Origin of the sequence: Thioflexithrix psekupsensis (assembly GCF_002149925.1) — a bacterium.
GTDB classification, from domain to species: domain Bacteria; phylum Pseudomonadota; class Gammaproteobacteria; order Beggiatoales; family Beggiatoaceae; genus Thioflexithrix; species Thioflexithrix psekupsensis.
The window spans coordinates 119,806-138,872 of record NZ_MSLT01000001.1 but is presented as its reverse complement, the minus strand read 5'-3'; the positions used below and the strand labels follow the sequence as shown (position 1 = coordinate 138,872).

The window sequence follows — 19,067 nt, the reverse complement described above, 5'->3', positions numbered from 1 at the left end:
AACAAATTAAGTTTTAATATCTACCTAGATATTAGGTATAAGATACTGTTTAATTTTATTAAACTTAAACACTTTACCTGACAAAAAGGTCTCAAACATACTAGTGACTTCTTTAAAGCTTGATAGGCGATGAAAATTCTTTCTGACCCAATTCTTACCTTGAAGCCAAATATCCTCGACTGGATTTTGCTCTGGGGCATTAGGTGCAAATCTTAATAAACGAACTTTCCATTCTGATTCTGGAAGTCCCCCATTTAATTTCTCTAAATAAGTTCTTAAACCTTCAGAACGATGATAACTTGCACCATCCCAAATAATCACATGACGGGCTTCTTTATATCTGTAAATGAGCCAGTTAATAAAGTCTATCGTATATTTTGTATCAGCTTTCTTTGCCCTATCTAAAATAAATTCTCCCGTATAAATATTCACCGCTCCATACCACGTTTGAGAAGTGCGATAATTACTCATCTTTATTGACGTTCTTTCTCCTTTTTTCGACCAAACATAACCACAAATATCTCCCCACAACTGATGGCTTTCGTCTTGCATCCAGTACATTACCTCTCCACTTTCTATCTGTTCACGCTCCTTATCTATTAAATCCTTAATCTCTTTTTTTTTAGCTTCCACTTTTACCTCATCTTTTGCCGAATTCTCTTTGTGTGTCTTCTTATAACTTAAATTCGCTTCTTCTAATAATTTAGTATAAGAAGTATTTGAAGAATAGAAAACATCATACTCCTCTTTTAAGTATCTCTTTAGTTCCTCTATTGTTATTGTCTTCTTTTCTTGTATCCAATTAATCACATCTTCTCGTTCACGCGGCTTTAAATACCCTGGTGAGCCTTTATACGCTAACTTTAATCCTTCAACCCCTGACGCTAAATAAATGGCTTTCCATTTATCCACAAATTGCACACTGACACAACACGCTAAAGCCGCTTCCGCACGCACAAAACCAAGCAAAGACATTCTTACTGCCATCGCTCGCTTCACTTCTCTCGCTTCACCTGTTGACATTAATTCTTCTAAATCTTCATATCTTTTGTTCATTATTCTCTCCTATTTGAAAAGTATTATTATACGACTCTGAAAAAATTGGTATATTACAGCTATAAGCCCTCAAGAAACGCTAACTTATTTGGAAATTATACCTCCAACTGATGGAATTATTAGTGGGTATATTGGTTCTACCACTGTTTATTGTGGAAATGGTGATGACAACGTTGTTGGTGAGCAATGTAGTGTTTCTGGTTTTACAGCAAATACTATGCGTATCCTAACTGCTATACCAAAACAAGGTTACACCTTCTCTCAATGGTCAGATGCTTCAGTTTGTGGTTCTATGATGGATACACCTTGTCTGCCCATTACAACTGGCAATGGTAACACATTAACCGCTTACTTTAGTCCTAAAATTGCTATTCAAGGTAATAATCTTGTTTGCATTACTGGTCTTAGCCAAGAAAAGCCATTTTCATGGCTTTTAAAAAATAAGGATGGAAGTATTTACAAACAGGGAAGCTCTTCCACCCCGTCTAAAGGTGAATCTGCTGAGGTAATTGCTTTTGAATTTTCCTTAGCAATGGGCTTCAAGAATGCTTCGGACAATTGTATTAAAATCGGCAATCGTATGTTATTTGTAAGCTACCCAGATACACCTAACGATATGACTAACATGTGTGAAGTAACTGCTGGTGGTTGCCAATTTAATCCAACTATTAAACTAGTTCCTGAAGCACAAATGTTCACTACCATTCGAGGTTTCATATGGAATGATACTGATGAAAGTGGTTTACAAGAAAGCGGTGAATCATACTTGTCCAATTGGACTGTTCTGCTGAAACGTCCAGATGGTTCAGAAATATCTACTGTAACTAGTGTGGATGGGTATTATGAATTCACTAATTTATCTGCAATAGGGAATTATACTGTTTTTACAGAAATTAAAGAGTCTGCTATTTATACAACTTCGGAGTCTGAGGTAGTAAAAGTAGATTTGACCAATATTCCAACTGCGGTAAGCTTTGGAATTAAAGTGGAAGCAATTCCACAGCCAATTAATCAACCTCCAGTAGCGGCTTTCAACTTAGACAGTGTAGTGTCAGGATACGCCCCTTTAACTATCACAGCTCAAAATACTTCTAACGATAAAGATGGTTATATCGTTAAGCAAGAGTGGAAAATTTCAGACGGGCAAGTATCTACAGAAACAACACCAAGTTTTACATTTACAAAAGGAGGTGAATACACTGTAATTTTGACGGTGACAGATGACAAAGGGGCTGAGGCAAGTACAACGCAAAAAGTATTTTTCCTTGAGCTTAATTTTGGAGAAACGGGCAGTTTTGGCGGTGGGAGTGTTGCTGATAATCAACCCCCTACGGCAAAATTTACGGTCACTCCTGAACAAGGCGTTACCCCATTGGTAATCACTTTGGATGCGTCAATTTCCACTGGTCCCGAAGGCAAAGCACTGACTTATGAGTGGACAAGTCAACCTGAGCTTTCAATTACTGCGGAAAAAGCACCCAAGTTGACACTTTCCCAAACGGGAACATACACGTTCAGCTTAACCGTAAAAGACGACAAAGGACTAATCAGCGAGAAAGTCAGTAAAACAGTGACAGTTACCGAAATTCCTAAAGTAACTTTAACCGTGACTCCTCCTGTGAGTGGTGAGGTTACGGCGACAGGTATCTTATGTGGTACAATCTGTAGTGGAAGCTACCCCGTCAACGTGTCTGTTGTACTTACTGCAACCCCCGCACAAGGCTATGTGGTGGATAGCTGGACAGGTTGCACGCCCAGTGCAGATAAAACCACCTGCCAAGTTACGATGGATACAGCAAAAACTGTTGCGATTCACTTCAAGACAGAAGAAAGCAATAGTGATTCAGTATTGGCACAGCGTCCAGAATGTGCTGCGTACAATCCATACTATGATCTGAAGACTAAGCGAATTACATTCCCTGTTATCAGAGTAGCGGCTATCAATCCCATGACAAATGAGATTACAAGCAATGTTTTGTACGTCAAAACGCAGTTGGCATTAAAACCTAAGACAGAATATAGTTTTTATATCTACAAAAACAAAATTGAAGATATTACTGCTGATTTTGTGTTAAATCCTGCTTGTCCGTTATCAACTTATTCATCTGATGAGAGTAAACTTCTTATTCCTGTTGTTTCAATTCCTCAAGCGATCAAATTCGGCAACCAAGTGGTACCGGCTACTCCATTGCTGTACCAAGTGGACATGAACTTTTCCTCGAAAACGAAACTGTTTGACTTGGGTAATGTAAAGGAATTGCAGCAATAATCTCTGGCATCCTTTAGAAACGATTAGCGGCGCAACTTAAATATTAAAAGTTGCGCCGCTATCCTCTTTCTCTATCCTCATCAAAAGTCCATCTACTATCAAAATATAGCATCCGCACTATAAAAAGATTAAATAGAATTAAGTAAAAAGAGTTCGTCAATAGAATAATGCTGTTGTTTACGGAGAGCTTTAGCTTGCGCCCATTTATGTTCATGGGCTGATTAATTCCTTCTTTTGTATAAATGGGCGGTCTCCCTGAACGTTGACCTTCCTCTAAGCCTGCAACCCCTTTTGCTTTGAAATGAATTTGTTTAACCGTTTATTTTATTGTACAATAATTCCAGTTTGTGATCTGCAAACTGAAGGTGCTGACGTATTATTATTCACTTAAATGCACATTTTACCACCAATTGTAATCACTAAGGGGATGATGATGTTGAGACGTGGATGGATGTTGTTTCTGGTGTTGGGGTTTTGGGGAATTCAGTGGAATGCTTTCGCTGAAGAACCCATTAACATTAATACTGCCGATGTGGAAACATTGGCGGAAACATTAGAGGGGATCGGTGAGAAAAAAGCCGAAGCCATTGTGCAATCTCGCACAGTTGAAGGACCTTTTGAATCCGTTGATGATCTGGAGCGAGTTTCTGGAATTGGCCCCAAACTGATTGATAAAAATCGTCATCTGATGACCGTAGGTGAGCCTGAAGCACAACCCACAGAAACCACCGTAGAACAAGTTGAGACAACAACAGAAGCCGCTGAAGCCACCGTAGAAGCCGAAGCCACAACAGAAACTGAATCAGTCGCAAATTAACATTCGATTGGGCAGACAAATAACCCCTGTTGGCCTATCAGCAGGGGTTTTTGTTGTGGTTTTAATCTTAGGCATAACTCCTTGTAAGCGCAACGGTTTGACAAAAAAATGAACTCGACGCGCATCCCACATAGAAAAAATTTTAACAAAAAACTTGATCTTCATGCTGCAATAATTCATAATAGCGTTTTTCTGATGTGCTGTTCCCTGATAGCTCAGTCGGTAGAGCAAGTGGCTGTTAACCACTGGGTCGGCGGTTCGAGTCCGTCTCAGGGAGCCAACTCCACACAGAAAAACTACAATACGATGCCTTAAAATTCCCTGATAGCTCAGTCGGTAGAGCAAGTGGCTGTTAACCACTGGGTCGGCGGTTCGAGTCCGTCTCAGGGAGCCATTCCCTTGCCTTGTTTCCCTTCTCTCCTGTTTTATTGTGCCAGCGGCAATTGTCGGGGCATCACCGCTTACTTACATCATCTTTTTGAAAAATAGACGTATGCAATCTGTGATTCTATGTGTAATGGGTCAATGGCGTGCGGATTGGTTGATGTATTGCTGTCAACTCATTCAAGAGCATGGGGGTCAAATCGGTGACTCACGTCTGCTGCGTTCCCACGATCAGGCTTTATTTTCCGTGCAAGTGATGGGGGCTTGGGATGCCATTGTCAAATTAGAACATGCCCTGCCGCGAATAGAAAAACAGCTAGGTGTGCGCTGCTTTAGTCAGCGTGTCACACAAAATCCTGCCTCTATAGAACCTTATCTGCCCTACATTGTCGAAGTCACTGCACCCTTAGACGGAGAATGGTTGACTATTTTGGTGCGATTCTTTCACGAACAGGGACTCAATATTGCCGATTTGCACACGCAACAACACCTTAGCCCTTCATCACAACTGCCTTTACTCACGCTGACATTGACCGTACACGTGCCTGTGCAGCATTCCCTCTCAATTTTACGCGGGGAATTTATTGATTTGTGCGATGCACTCAATATAGACGCAATGTTGTCGCCACTGCGATAATTCGCTGATAAACAAAGAATAATCTAACTTTAGTGTGTCATCTTTATGGTGCAACGCATCATTTTTGCGCCAATCTGCACCATTTTGGTGGTCATGGGAAAATTGATGTAGCGATTTATTTTTTCAACAGATTGAAAAAAAAGGCTTTTCAAAAACTGGCCAATTGGTGATAATTTTGCATTGCAACATTTTGCAGCAATGCACCATTCTTACCAGTGAGATCGATTTCAGGAGATTCCTCATGGCCATGTTAGCAGATACTTTTCCGCTTGATGTACGCGCTGTGCTAACGACTGCACGGACGCTGCACATTTCCGAATTTGAAGTTTTTCGTTTAGCCTACCAAAAATGGTACGGACAACATGTCGACACGGCGCAGTTAGAAAATTTCTTTGTGGCTTATTTATTCGACTCAGAAACACCGCATTGGGTGAGACATTTCACCAGCCAAGTCATGGCATTAAAACAAGAAGGCATTGCGGCACAAATAGAACTGGATCGCTTGGAAATTAAGGCACAAATTAATCAAGGCCTATTGATTTGCTAATCAAGCATCTATTCGTGTCTTTTTTTAGGGACGTAAAAGTTCATTTTCGATATGATTAATTTTTAATTTCACCTTTTTTTGCCACGCTTTTAAACCCAAACGTCGAGAAATTATATCTTGCAAATATAAAGAAAAAGGATAGCGTCGCATTCTAAAAAATGCCCGCGATAAATTATTCCAAAACCGCAATCCTGTCGCTTCTATCCACCATGGTTGGCGCGGGGGGAGGCCACTTAACGCATAACCATGTTGTTGCAATAACTTGCCAATTTGCCCCTCAACTAAACGAATTTGATAGGCACTCATTTTGGTTCGCCATTGCTCTAACATTTGCACATCAGGCGGCTTATAATGCGTATGGCTGGTGTAATCATACATCGCCGTATCAAAAGGAATCTGAAGAAAATCAAAAAGTTGCTTTAACACGGCATCGGTATCATGAATGAGCTTTTCATAATAAATTGTGATGTGTTGTTCAGCGGTAATTTGCTGGGTTAATTGCAGCCATGATTGTTGTGCGGCTAACCATCTTTTTGCGCCAAAATAAGGTAAACCATGCCAACCTGTTTTTAAATTCGGTCGTGCCACATCGCGCCCGTCGCGCACAATGTAAATAAAACGCGCCTCTGGCCAAAATTGCGGCAAATGTTCAAAACAATAATGTACGGTGGCACCCACAATAGGCTTATTTTTTTCTTGTTGTTTTTGCCGTAAAAAGCTGCGAATTAATTCATCATAAGGCAAATTTTTATCAATCACAAAAGGATGCAATAAAAAGATGCGATGCGTGGCTAAATAATCATGATAATCTGTAATGGTTGGCCAACGTCCTTGGGCATCTAATTGATCCACAATATATTCAAATTCAAATTGAAAATGAATGAGCGGATGTGAATCTAACATTAAACGCAATAAAGTCGTACCCGAACGCTCTGCCCCCACCAAAAAAACAGGGGAATTTTGCATCACTCCTCACTTATTATTGTGGCGTTAATTTTGTAAATATTCTACCGTGGTTTTTAACGGTTGATTTTGCGTCCATTCAATCATGCGCCAGCCAAAAATTTTCTTATCCAATACCAATTCTGATGAAACACGGTCAATTTGTAACATCGTGGACGGCGTTAAGTGTATCCATTTGTCTGACACTGTTATATCACATCCCGTATGATAATGTCCACAAAAAATATGCTTAATTGACGGCAATGTCAAGAAAAATTGCCACACTTCTTGATAATTTCTTAACGCATGATGCTGATCCATAAATTGACAAGCACATAAGGTCGGCGGATGGTGCATAAATAATAAAATATCTCCCTTTATTTGCTGCACCATTTGCTGTAACCATTGCTGCTGATTTAAAGATAAATAATAAGAGGAAGTATCTAAAAATAAACAATGACATTCATTAAATTGCCGATAAAAATAAAACTCCCCATGATGCACATCTTCTTTTGGCAAATTAAAAACAGACATTGCCGTTTCTAAACGATCATGATTCCCTAACATGATTAAATAAGGCACGGGAAAATCGGCTAATTGTTGCTTAATCCAATCATAAGCCTCTATTTCGCCATCCATTAAAGCCAAATCTCCAGAAATAATGAGCAAATCCAAAGGACGACGCGCTAATTCAGCAATAACCCGTTGGAATTGTCCACGCATATCGACTCCATTATATGGTTCATGGCTTGCGCCAATATGCGTATCAGAAATTTGTGCGATGCGAAGAGATTGAGCCATTTAAAAAATCCAAAAATAAAAAGATTAAGGCTGCGCCTGCCATTCTAAAACATAAGCCGAATGAGGAGCTAATGTCATTTGATAATGGGACGCGAATTGATTTAAGGCTTGCGTACTTAATTGCACCGATTCTACACTTTCATTGTCGTCATGAATGCTAGGCGCGCTGAGGGTATGTAAAGTGGCTTGGTTTTTTACCGCCGTGGGCAAATGCAATTCTATCGTTTGGGCTTGGTATAAATGCAAATTAAACAGCATTAAGCGATAAGAATCTCCGTCACGAAACGCAAAAGAATGAATTAAAGGCAAATCAATCTCTGTTTTTATGTCATTAAAAGCGGCTTGTTTCCATGTGGGTTGATGTTCGCTGTGTTTTGTCACCAATAATTGGCCACCAATAGCGCGATTAGCAAGAGCCAAACCAAGACCTGTTGGCCGTTTGCGTCCAGTGGCTTCTAAATCGCGTAATAAACCCCATAAATGCACATAATCACCATTCGACATCTTAAAAGAATATTGTAGCGTTTGAAACGCTGTTTGGGTGGTAATGCCGAGATATTTTTGATAATTCAACATGTACAAAGGCAAAGCTAAACCACCATTTAATCCTGTCACAAAATCATTGCGAATGTCTAAAGGCGCATCGCCTGAAATGGTGTGAAAATTAATTTCATAAATCGCTAAAGAAGTCGCTGGATTGACTTGATTCATTTTAATTTGACTGTCATAAACGCGGCCACCCGCTTGAATATCCGCCATTGCCCGCGCAAATAAAGGATAATAACGCTCTTCATCTGTCGCATATTGATTTAAAATGCCAAAATAAGGCGCAATGGCAATACTATTATGTGCTTGACTGTTGCTTTCAATTTCGCTTTGTCGGCCAGTGAATTGCGATTGTCCACCGATAATTAAATTAAATTTATTGGCTTGAAAATAAGGGCTTGCCTTTAATTTATTAAAACGATCATGCGCCACTTCACCTAAACGCTGTCCACCGCGTAAACTCGCGCCAATAAAAGGGTCTTTACCCTCATTACTGCCCCACATTTCATTGCCATATTCCAAATGAATGGTTTTAAAAACCGATGTCCACGGCGCAATTTGTCCTTGTTTCGCCCGCTTATCTGCATAAGGATGTGAACCCGCAGGCGCGGCTAAATAAGCCATTAATTGCTGCAATTCTACAGCAGAAAAAGTCGGCGGAATCACATACCACGGTTCTACTTGTAAATAAGCCGCTAATTGTAGAAATTCGGGCAGGGAATAATGAAAGGCTCGCGCAATGCGGTGACGGGGTTGATAAGCGGTGGTTTTTCTTGCCCAAGGTTCGGCTAATTGATTGTCTAAACTAGACCCTAATTGACTGCCCCAATTGCGCAATACTCCAAGTTGTAATTGCTGTAATTGTTCAACAAAAATATCACTAAAAACTGTTGGATTTTTCTGATCTAAACGCTCCAATTTTAAATCATCTACCCACACCTTACCGCCATCAGAGGCAATTTTTAAATGAAAATCGAGAATATTGGCTTGCTGTTTTTCATCAAGATAACGATCCGCATCAGGCGCAATAGTAAATTCTCGTTCAATTAATTGCCAATCTTGATTTAAGTCAATTGTTTCATTAAAAAATGTGCTTTCTCCTTGACGGCGTAAACGAATATTAAGTGTGTTATTTTCATCTTCTGCTTTTGCCCAAATCGTGACTTTCCAACGTCCCGCCATCGGCATTAATTTACCCGCGCTGCGATCCGAATCACGCCAAAAAGAATCCATGTAATAATTAAAAGAAGCCTGCCAATTATTTTTTGTCGGTAATAACACTAAAGATTGCTGTCCCGGACTGCCCGGCCGAATTGTTCCTGTATCGGCATAATGAAACGCTTGTGTATCGCCTTCATAACCTGCTAAAGATTTCTTAACTAAAACCGCATCACCCGTGTTAATAAATGAGCCTTTATCCGCTAAAAAAAATAAATAACGATTGTCCATATGACTAAAATCGCGCACAGTGCCTGAGCGTCCTTTAGAATTGCCTGATAACACTTCATAATCCGCTCCATTCCAAAAATCAATAGGCTGTCCAATATTCAAATCATCTCGATTCCATTTCGTCTCCCAATTATCTGCGCTAATGCGATCCAGTTGCGATCCGCTATCCGTTAAGAAAATCATGGCGATTTCTCCCGCTTCAAAACCGGGATTGGTAATCACATTTTTTAGCACTCCTGCATCCGCAAAACGCGAATAAGACCCTAAATTGACCCCCAATCGCTTTGTTTCTGCCAACTGCACCTCATGCGTCACCTCAATCACGGTAGGCTGTGTGGGCGCGGCTGCGCCTTCTCCACTGCCCCCCCCACAAGCCGACAACGGCAGAATAATCAGCGGAAACAGTAGCAAATAACGAAAAGACAGTGCAGTTTTTAATAACATCAGTTAATCCCCATTTTATCAATCATTAGCAGTAATATGGCGTTGCGCAGCTTCACTGACTAAAACCCGAATGCGATCCAGTAAATCGTGGCTACAATAATTTTCTTTTTTCACAATCGATTCCACATAACCATTCAATTCTTCATGATCTTTTGCACTCAATTTGGTCGAAGTCAAAACAATCACAGGAATATCTTGCCATTGCGGATGTTGACGCAAATGTTGTAAAAATTCAAACCCATCCATCACCGGCATCAATAAATCTAATAAAATTAATACAGGTTTGCGTTCATTTAAATGCTCTAAAGCCACTTGACCATTTTCCGCTTTAAAAACGCGCCAACCTTGTTGTTTTAATCCTGCACTTAGGCGTTCTTGCGTGACTGGATCATCTTCAATAACCATCACTAATGGCGTTTCATCTTGATGAATATGATACTTGTCTAAAATATTAGCCAATTGCTGCCGACTTACAGGCTTAATTAAATAATCCGTTGCCCCCAACGCATAACCCATATTGCGATTGTCTTCTATCGAAGTCATAATGACCGGAATATCAGCCAATAAAGTATCTGCTTTTAATTGTGACAGCACATTCCAACCATCCATCCCCGGCATTTTTACATCTAATAAAATTGCATCTGGGCGCAATTTTCGGGCTAAATTTAATCCCTCACTGCCATCTGCGGCAACCGCTACGGAATAACCCAATTTACCCAAATAATTCTTTAATAATTCTCTCACGATTAAATCATCATCAATGACCAAAACAATACCATCTCCTTCTAATAAAGATTCGGTTTGTTTTAATGATTCACTATAGGCTTGCACTAAAGAAACTTGCGTGGGCAATTGCACCGTGAAACAACTGCCTTGACCAAACTCGCTGGCTGTAGTAATAGAACCGCCCATCATTTCCGCAAATTGGCGACTAATGGTTAAACCTAACCCTGTCCCGCCATAGCGTCTTGTGGTAGAAGCATCGGCTTGCATGAAAGGACGGAATAACTTATTTTGCTGCTCCAATGTCATACCAATTCCATTATCCGCCACGGAAAAGATAACCCAATCTTCTCCATTTTCTAGCGTCCGTTTTGCGGTTAATTTAATAATGCCTCGTTCGGTAAATTTTGCCGCATTGCTCAATAGATTAAATAAAATTTGCCGAGTTTTTGTTAAATCGGCGTGCATGATTTCGCTCATCTGTTCTAAACACACTTCAAAGCGGTTGCCATTTTTTTCCATTAAAGGCCGAACCGTCCCCACAATATCATCAATTAATTGTGGCAAACTGAAATCTTCTAAAAATAATTCCATTCGTCCTGATTCAATCTTTGATAAATCCAACACGTCATTGATCAATCCCAATAAATGCGTGGCAGAACTATGAATCTTTTTTAAATCTTCAACAAAATCATCTAATGCCAAATCATTGGCATCTTCCATTAAAATTTCACTATAACCAATAATCGCATTCATAGGCGTACGCAATTCATGGCTCATATTGGCTAAAAATTGGCTTTTAGAATGGTTAGCGGCTTCGGCTTCTTCTTTAGCTTTACTTAATTCAGCAGTTCGTTGTTCTACTTTACGCTCCAATTCGGTGGCATATTCCAATAATTTCTCATCGCGTTGCGCAATTTCTTGTTCCAATTTCTCACGCAAACGATATAATTCAATATGGGTGCGTACCCGCGCTAATAATTCTTCTTCTTGAAAAGGTTTACTGACATAATCCACTGCGCCTACGGCAAAGGCTTTTAAGCGACTGGAAGCATCACCATGCGCGGATAAAAATAAAATAGGAATATTTTTTAAAACCGCTTGTTGTTTTAACTGCAAGCACGTTTCATAACCATCCCAATACGGCATGGTGACATCCAATAAAATCAAGTCAGGGGGCGTTTTTAAAGCCAATTCTAATGCCGTCTGCCCATCACTGGCTAATAACACCGCATAACCTTGTTTTTGCAACACCAGATGCAAAAATGTTAAATTAGCCGCACTGTCATCTACAGCAAGCACAAGGGGGATGGTTGAAACCATATTGTTATCCTTATTTGTCGCATTATCGCTAAATAGAGCCAATTTTACACAATATTTTAAATCAGATTGATCACATTTTTACACATGAATATGGAAGAATTAAGTCAAATTGTTAATACTCAATAGCATAAGTCAAAAAACGCGCCAAAGTGATTGTTATCGCGTACCGTTGTTTATTATACGATCACAGGGGTTTAATCCAATTTAATCATCAAATGGCTATTTTTGCAAAAAGTTAGAAATAGACCATACCACAGTCACATCAGCAATATGGGGTGTTTATGAGTCAATTTAAAATGGGTCATGCCAGTGCCGACAATTGGCAAGTGGCCGCGTACCAATGTTTGCAGCAAATTGGCAGTGTTGGCCAAGCCAATTTAGGTTTTATTTATGCCACCGATCAATTTGCGGGCGAAATGGGCGAAATTCTGGTTTATTTAAAGCAAGAAACAGGGCTACAACATTGGGTCGGCAGTGTAGCAATGGGCGTTTGCGCAACGGGAATTGAATATTTTGATAAGCCTGCGATAGTGATTTTATTAGCGGAATTTCCAGAAGATTCTTTTCAAGTTTTTAGTACCATTACGGATGATTTTTCTGGTTTTATTAACAAGCATCAAGCGTGGTATCAATCGCGTCAGGCTTTATTTGCGATTGTTCACGGCGATCCCAATAATCGGCATTTGCCTAAATTAATTGTGCAATTAAGCGAACAAATAGGGGATGCGTTTTTAGTCGGCGGTTTAACCAGTTCTCGCAATTATTATGTGCAGGTGGCGAATGAATTGGTCGGTGGCGGCTTATCGGGTGTGCTATTTTCCAATGAAATTGCGGTGGCCACTCGTTTGACACAAGGCTGTTCTACTATTGGTACACGCCATGAAATTACTGAATCCGATCAGAATATTATTATTAAATTAGATCACCGTCCTGCCTTAGATGTTTTTAAAGAAGATATTGGTGATATTTTAGCACGAGATTTAAATCGCGTGGCCGGTTATATTTTTGCGGCATTACCCATTCAAGGTTCTGATACGGGTGATTATTTGGTGCGTAATTTAGTCGGTATTGATACCGAAAATAAATTATTAGCGATTGGGGATTATGTTGAGCCGGGAATGTCAATGATGTTTGCCCGCCGAGATGCGCAAACGGCACGTGAAGATTTAGAGAAAATGCTAAGGCATTTAAAAGCGCAATTAAATGGCAGAATTCCACGCGGTGGCGTTTATTATTCTTGCTTAGGTCGGGGTGAGAATTTATTTGGTAAGGATTCGGTAGAATTGCGTTTAATTCAACAGCAATTAGGGCATTTTCCTTTAGTGGGTTTTTTTGCTAATGGAGAGATTTCGCACCATCGTTTATACGGTTACACGGGTGTATTGACGGTATTTTTATCATAAACTATGCTTAAATCAGTGAATTGATTTTGCATTTTTAAGGAGAAGGAAATGCGCTATTTTATTGCTTTTTTATTGATATTTATCAGCATTCAGGCTAATGCCAGCCAATATGATGCGGAATTGTTGCGTTTAACCAATGCCGAACGCAGCAAGCAAAAATTGCCCGCCTTGACGCTTAACACTCGTTTAGGAGAAGTGGCGCAAAAACACGCGGAAGACATGGCAAAAAACCGTTATTTCAGCCACACCGGCAAAGACGGTTCAACGCCCAGTAGTCGCCTCACGGCGGCGGGTTATGCGTTTTATTATGTGGGAGAAAATATTGCGGCGGGTAATGCCACACCAGCGGCGACGATTGAACAATGGATGAACAGCACGGGGCATCGTGCCAATATTTTGGGTGAAAATTATACCGAAATTGGTTTTGGTTATTTCGCAGACCCTAATAGTCCTTATCGCCATTATTGGGTGCAATTATTCGCTAAAGGTAAAGAAACCATACCCGAAACCACACCAATTGCTTTAACTAAAGCGAATAATTTGTTTAATCGCATTGAAAAAGATTATAACGTTAAACCAGACAGCACCACATTAAGCAGTGGTACGGATAATGAAACAATTTATTATCGTCTGTATTTTAACGGAACAGCAGGATTGGTGGTTTATAAAAACGGTTTTTATTTGGCTGAATATAAGCGACAATGGTTTTTTAAAAATTTAGGTTCTTTAGAAGAAGCCAACCGTACTTATTGTGACAGCAAATGCTGGTAAGAAAAATAACCTGTCTCAATAAGGCAGGTTATTTTTTAAGCCAAATCAAATAACATGATCTCACAAGGGGCTGAAGCAGTTAATTCTAACTGCGTTTCTGTTTCGATCATAAACGCATCGCCAGTGGATAAATGTGATCCATTTACTGCTAATTTTCCCGTGATTAAATGCAGATAATAACGTCTGTCATTGGATAACGGAATTGTCATTTTTTGTGCGGCTTTTAAATAAGCTAAAGAAATCGAAACATCTTGATGAATTAATACGGATTCTTCGCGCTTATCGATTGAAGCGATCAGATGTAATTGTCCTGTTTTTTGGCGCAAATGCGCAAAACTTTTTTGTTCATAACTGGGCGTTAAATGCAATTGATTGGGTTTAATCCAAATTTGCAATAAATGCACTGTTTCTCGATCAGAAGCGTTATATTCGCTGTGCGTAATTCCCGTGCCGGCCGTCATGCGCTGCACTTCGCCCGCGTGAATCACTTTTTCATTGCCCATGCTGTCTCGATGCGCTAATTGCCCTTGCAACACATAAGTGACAATTTCCATGTCATTATGGCCATGCGTGCTAAATCCTTTATTGGGACTGACTTTATCTTCATTAATAACCCGTAATGTACCAAACTGCACATAATTAGGATCGTAATAATTGGAAAAAGAAAAACTATGGTAAGTTTCCAACCAATCGTAATTAAAATAACCTCGATCTGCGGACAAACGACGTTGCAACATGGTGATATTCTCCTGTTTAAGAATGATTCGCTATTGAACGATACCTGTTTGTTTCAACAATGCGTCAATACGGGGTTCACGGCCACGAAATTCGATAAATAATGACATGGGGTCTTCCGCGCCGCCTCGTTCTAAAATGCAATGTAAGAAACGCTGCCCTAATTCACGGTTAAAAATACCTTGTTCAGCAAATAAAGAAAACGCATCTGCTGATAACACTTCTGCCCATTTATAGCTGTAATAACCCGCGGCATAGCCCCCTGAGAAAATATGCGCGAAACTGTGTTGAAAACGATTAAATGTAGGCGGAATTAATACCGCAATTTGCTGCCGCACTTCATCTAATAAGGCTTGAATATCTAATTCAGGTTGATATTCTTTATGTAGCCGCATATCAAACAGCGCAAATTCTAATTGTCGCAATAAAAATAAACCCGCTTGAAAATTCTTAGCGGCTTTCATTTTTTGAAACAACTCATCAGGCAATACTTCTCCCGTCTCATAATGCCGTGCAAATAAATCCAATGCCTCCCGTTCCCAACACCAATTCTCCATAAATTGACTGGGCAATTCCACCGCATCCCAAGCCACACCATTAATTCCAGAAACCAAACTATAATCCACTTGCGTTAATAAATGATGCAATCCATGACCGAATTCATGAAATAAAGTGGACACTTCTTGATGCGTTAATAAAACAGGTTTGTCGCCCACAGAAGGCGTAAAATTACACACCATATAAGCGACAGGAATTTGCACTTGATCATCGGCTAATTTTTTGCGGCTTAAACAATTCCCCATCCATGCGCCACCACGTTTAGCCCGCCGCGCATATAAATCTAAATAAAATTGTCCCCGCACCGTCTTATTGCTGTCAATTATCTGATAAAATTTCACATCAGAATGCCACACGGGAATATTTTCTAATGGCTCTATTTTAACACCATATAAACGCTCAATAATCGCAAATAAACCCGCTAATACGGTCGGTAATGGAAAATAAGGGCGAAGAGTTTCTTGAGAAATATCATAATGGTGTTGTCGCAATTTCTCCGAATAATAAGGCACATCCCACATTTTTAATTCGGTCATGCCATATTGCTCTTGAGCAAAAGCGGTTAATTCTTCCCATTCTTTTAACGCCATCGCACGGGCTTTTTTTGCTAATTCAAGCAAGAAATCAATCACCTGATCAGGCGTTTCAGCCATTTTGCTCACCAGCGAATATTCCGCATAATTATTAAAGCCTAATAATTGCGCTAATTCACGGCGTAACGTTAAAATATCTTGCATCACCGCGCTATTGTCCCATTTCTCAGGATGAATGCCCTGATCCGAAGCACGAGTGACAAAGGCTTGATATAAGCGCGCTCTTAATTCCCGATTATCGGCATAATTCATCACAGGCAAATAGCAAGGCATATCTAGCGTAATTAAATAGCTTTCTAAGCCCGCCTGTTGCGCTTGGTGACGCAATAAATCGCGCACCGATTCCGGCACACCAGACAATAATCGCTCATCGGTAATGTTTTCTTGCCAACCATGCGTTGCGTCCAAAAGATGCTCGGAAAAACGAGTGCTTAATGCCGATAATTGCTGTTGAATTTCTCGATAACGCGCTTGTTTCTCAGGCGATAAATCAATGCCTGATAAACGAAAATCACGCAGTTCATTATTAATAATTTTCTGTTGTGCAATAGACAGCGTTTTAAAGGCTTCATTTTGTGCTAAAGTTTGATAACCGAGAAATAAAGTTTTATTCTGTCCAATTTCACTGCCATAATCAGAAATTTTTGGCAAACAGGCATTATAGGCTTCTCGAATGGGATCATGATTCATGACACTGTTCAAATGCCCAGCCACTGACCATACGCGATTTAAACGATCATTTAATTCATTTAAAGGATGCACAAAATTATCCCACGAAGGCGAATGCGCATGGCGTTGAATTTCAGCGATTGCAGCGCGATTTTCTTGCAATAAAGTATCAATTGCAGACTCAATATGTTCAGGCAAAATATCGCCGAAAGGAGGAAGTCCTTGAAAAGTTAATAATGGATTATTGCTCATGTTCATTGAAATGCTGATCTGATTTGGAAGAAGCGGAAGACAGTTGTTCTAATTGGGTTTCTAAAATCGCTAATTTTTGTGTTAAGCGGCGACATTTTCGCTCTAAATTAGAATGATGAATGTCGATAAGTAATAATTTGACCAAAATTAAACTAATACTGAATAAAAACAGTAAAGACGGTGGATAACTAACCCCAAAAATCTGCGCAATAGGATTAATTAAATTGGGAAAGAAACCCAAAAACGTGACGGCCATTACCACAATTAACCACCATACCGCATGACGGGAATGTAAATGGTCGCGCCGAATTAACCATAAAATAGTAATGGCTAGGAAAATACCCAGTATAGATGAAGTTAAATGATAACTGATCATTTCTTAAATTTAATATGGTTGGTAAAAGCCAAAGTCAAGATAAAAGTATGCAACATATATTTTCCCACCACCCACCAAGAACTAAAAATGCGGGAATGCCCATCTAAGCGCGGCTGCATCACAATATTCACTTCTTTAACCGTTAAATTGGCATGATGCAATAACATTAATACGCCAATATCTTGATACTCTAATAAGGTGGCTATTTTTGAAGATAATAACTTAATGGCATTTTTATTATAAGCTCTTAATCCAGAAGTTAAATCTCTTAAATCAATACCTGATAAAAAACGGAATAATTTCCACGCCACATGCCGCGCCCAACTGCCCCGCGACACGCATTCTCCAATCATGACATCACAAGATTGCTGCTGTAAGGCTTCTAATAGCACGATAATGGAATTCGCCTCATGCTGTCCATCGGCATCCATAGTAATGGCAACTTGATAGCCATTTTTTTCCGCATAACGCAAACCCGTTTGCATCGCGCCCCACGCACCTAATGAAAAGGCTAATTGAATCACTAATGCACCTTCTTTTTTAGCCAATTCTGCCGTGTTATCGGTGCTGCCATCATCTACCACTAAAATAGTACCATGAAAACAGGCTTTAATATCATTTAATACTTGGCGAATGCTGGCCGCTTCATTTTTAGCAGGAATAACGATAATGACGTGGTGATGTGGAATTTCGGTTAAATGCTGATTCATGCCTTTAAATCTGGTAAAGAAATAGAGTCGTTGTTTCTTAACTTCAAGTGTGCAACTGTTTTTTTCACTAATTCTGGCCCGTGATAAATTAATCCCGTATAAATTTGTACCAAACTAGCTCCTGCATCTAATTTCGCTTGCGCATCGGCTGGAGTCATAATTCCGCCAGCAGCAATAATGGGAATTTGACCCGCTAATTGCTCGTGTAATTGCGCCACAATTGCCGTTGATAAAGACGTTAAAGGTGCGCCACTTAAACCGCCCGTTTCATTACCATAAAGATAATTTTTAACCGCTTCACGTTCTAAAGTGGTATTAGTGGCAATCACACCATCCAAACGATGAATTAATAATTGTTCAGCAATGGCTTTTAAATCCTCTGGCGTTAAATCAGGCGCAATTTTCACCACTAAAGGCACATAACGCCCTTGTTGTTGATGTAGGGTATGTTGGGCTTGTTTTAAACCAGATAACATTTGCGCTAAGGGTTCAATTTGCTGTAATTGACGCAAACCGGGGGTATTGGGAGAGGAAATATTAATGGTAATATAATCAGCATAAGCATAAACTTTATGCAAACCAATTAAATAATCATCAGTGGCTTTTTCTAAAGGCGTAATGGCATTTTTACCTAAATTAATCCCTAAAATTCCCTGATATTTTCTTTTTTTCACATTATCTAATAAATAATCAATACCATGGTTATTAAATCCCATACGATTAATTAATGCTTGTGCTTGGAGAATGCGAAATAAACGCGGTAAAGGATTACCCGATTGCGCCAAAGGAGTCACCGTCCCCAATTCTAAAAAACCAAATCCCAAACACGCTAACGCATCAATATATTCGCCGTTTTTATCCAAACCCGCAGCCAATCCCACGGGATTAGGAAAAGTTAGTCCCATGATTTGCACAGGCTTATTTTCGGGTGCAGTGAATAAAAAATGCGCCAATCCAAAACGTTCTAATAACGCCAAAGTTGCCAGCGTTTTAGTATGGGCTTTTTCTGGTTCTAAACTAAATAATAAAGGACGTAATAATGAGTAAAGCATAGCAAAAATA

General features: G+C 39.8%; 16 protein-coding genes and 2 tRNA genes. 8 read left to right on the top strand and 10 right to left on the bottom strand.

The genetic code is table 11. The features are described from left to right. Nucleotides 1–24: 24 nt before the first annotated feature. Entirely contained in the window at nucleotides 25–1,056 is a 1,032-nt protein-coding gene (locus tag TPSD3_RS00620) for an IS630 family transposase (RefSeq protein ID WP_086486662.1), read from the bottom strand. Between the two features lie 88 nt (nucleotides 1,057–1,144). On the opposite strand from TPSD3_RS00620, the gene TPSD3_RS00615 reads away from it, so the two are divergent. The 6 genes from TPSD3_RS00615 (at nucleotide 1,145) to TPSD3_RS00590 (ending at nucleotide 5,710) form a co-directional block, all read left to right on the top strand. Continuing rightward, the gene (locus tag TPSD3_RS00615) at nucleotides 1,145–3,325 is read left to right on the top strand and encodes a PKD domain-containing protein (RefSeq protein WP_086486661.1); all 2,181 of its coding nucleotides are present in this window, start codon (nucleotides 1,145–1,147) and stop codon (nucleotides 3,323–3,325) included. Between the two features lie 427 nt (nucleotides 3,326–3,752). Further along, nucleotides 3,753–4,142, top strand: coding sequence for a ComEA family DNA-binding protein (locus TPSD3_RS00610; RefSeq protein ID WP_217884324.1), 390 nt, complete (start codon nucleotides 3,753–3,755; stop codon nucleotides 4,140–4,142). Nucleotides 4,143–4,346: 204 nt separating this feature from the next. After that, nucleotides 4,347–4,422, top strand: a tRNA-Asn gene (locus tag TPSD3_RS00605). 38 nt (nucleotides 4,423–4,460) lie between these two features. Further along, a tRNA-Asn gene (locus tag TPSD3_RS00600) sits at nucleotides 4,461–4,536 on the top strand. 99 nt (nucleotides 4,537–4,635) lie between these two features. After that, on the top strand, nucleotides 4,636–5,163 hold the full coding sequence (locus TPSD3_RS00595; RefSeq protein ID WP_086486659.1) for a glycine cleavage system transcriptional repressor: 528 nt from the start codon (nucleotides 4,636–4,638) through the stop codon (nucleotides 5,161–5,163). 241 nt (nucleotides 5,164–5,404) lie between these two features. Then, nucleotides 5,405–5,710, top strand: a complete 306-nt coding sequence (locus tag TPSD3_RS00590; protein ID WP_086486658.1) for a hypothetical protein — start codon at nucleotides 5,405–5,407, stop codon at nucleotides 5,708–5,710. Between the two features lie 24 nt (nucleotides 5,711–5,734). Here the strand turns inward: TPSD3_RS00590 and TPSD3_RS00585 are convergent, their stop codons facing one another. From TPSD3_RS00585 to TPSD3_RS00570, 4 genes are read right to left on the bottom strand one after another with little or no spacing between them, the layout of a single operon-like run. Further along, on the bottom strand, nucleotides 5,735–6,676 hold the full coding sequence (locus tag TPSD3_RS00585) for a sulfotransferase family protein (protein ID WP_086486657.1): 942 nt from the start codon (nucleotides 6,674–6,676) through the stop codon (nucleotides 5,735–5,737). A 24-nt stretch (nucleotides 6,677–6,700) separates the two neighbouring features. Beyond that, nucleotides 6,701–7,453 carry a metallophosphoesterase gene (locus TPSD3_RS00580; RefSeq protein WP_086486656.1) on the bottom strand — a complete coding sequence of 251 codons (753 nt, stop codon included), beginning with the start codon at nucleotides 7,451–7,453 and terminating at the stop codon, nucleotides 6,701–6,703. A gap of 24 nt (nucleotides 7,454–7,477) precedes the next feature. Beyond that, nucleotides 7,478–9,892, bottom strand: coding sequence for a hypothetical protein (locus tag TPSD3_RS00575; RefSeq protein ID WP_086486655.1), 2,415 nt, complete (start codon nucleotides 9,890–9,892; stop codon nucleotides 7,478–7,480). Nucleotides 9,893–9,910: 18 nt separating this feature from the next. Then, entirely contained in the window at nucleotides 9,911–11,938 is a 2,028-nt protein-coding gene (locus tag TPSD3_RS00570; protein WP_086486654.1) for a response regulator, read from the bottom strand. Nucleotides 11,939–12,219: 281 nt separating this feature from the next. Between TPSD3_RS00570 and TPSD3_RS00565 the strand changes: the two genes are divergently transcribed. Continuing rightward, a complete protein-coding gene (locus TPSD3_RS00565; RefSeq protein ID WP_086486653.1) occupies nucleotides 12,220–13,341 on the top strand; it encodes an FIST signal transduction protein in 1,122 nt (373 codons plus the stop codon). Nucleotides 13,342–13,389: 48 nt separating this feature from the next. Next, on the top strand, nucleotides 13,390–14,112 hold the full coding sequence (locus TPSD3_RS00560; RefSeq protein WP_086486652.1) for a CAP domain-containing protein: 723 nt from the start codon (nucleotides 13,390–13,392) through the stop codon (nucleotides 14,110–14,112). Nucleotides 14,113–14,147: 35 nt separating this feature from the next. Here the strand turns inward: TPSD3_RS00560 and TPSD3_RS00555 are convergent, their stop codons facing one another. The 5 genes from TPSD3_RS00555 to TPSD3_RS00535 are packed head-to-tail and all read right to left on the bottom strand — an operon-like array spanning nucleotide 14,148 to nucleotide 19,057. Beyond that, nucleotides 14,148–14,849, bottom strand: coding sequence for a pirin family protein (locus TPSD3_RS00555; protein WP_086486651.1), 702 nt, complete (start codon nucleotides 14,847–14,849; stop codon nucleotides 14,148–14,150). Between the two features lie 30 nt (nucleotides 14,850–14,879). Continuing rightward, nucleotides 14,880–16,925, bottom strand: coding sequence for an oligopeptidase A (gene prlC, locus TPSD3_RS00550; protein WP_245391495.1), 2,046 nt, complete (start codon nucleotides 16,923–16,925; stop codon nucleotides 14,880–14,882). Next, nucleotides 16,909–17,295 (bottom strand): DUF2304 domain-containing protein, encoded by a 387-nt coding sequence (locus TPSD3_RS00545; protein ID WP_245391494.1) that lies wholly within the window; start codon nucleotides 17,293–17,295, stop codon nucleotides 16,909–16,911. The genes prlC and TPSD3_RS00545 overlap by 17 nt, the downstream gene beginning before the upstream one ends. Beyond that, nucleotides 17,292–18,005 (bottom strand): glycosyltransferase family 2 protein, encoded by a 714-nt coding sequence (locus TPSD3_RS00540; protein WP_086486649.1) that lies wholly within the window; start codon nucleotides 18,003–18,005, stop codon nucleotides 17,292–17,294. Before TPSD3_RS00540 ends, TPSD3_RS00545 begins: the two co-directional genes overlap by 4 nt. Continuing rightward, nucleotides 18,002–19,057 carry a quinone-dependent dihydroorotate dehydrogenase gene (locus TPSD3_RS00535; RefSeq protein ID WP_086486648.1) on the bottom strand — a complete coding sequence of 352 codons (1,056 nt, stop codon included), beginning with the start codon at nucleotides 19,055–19,057 and terminating at the stop codon, nucleotides 18,002–18,004. The genes TPSD3_RS00540 and TPSD3_RS00535 overlap by 4 nt, the downstream gene beginning before the upstream one ends. Nucleotides 19,058–19,067 lie beyond the last annotated feature (10 nt).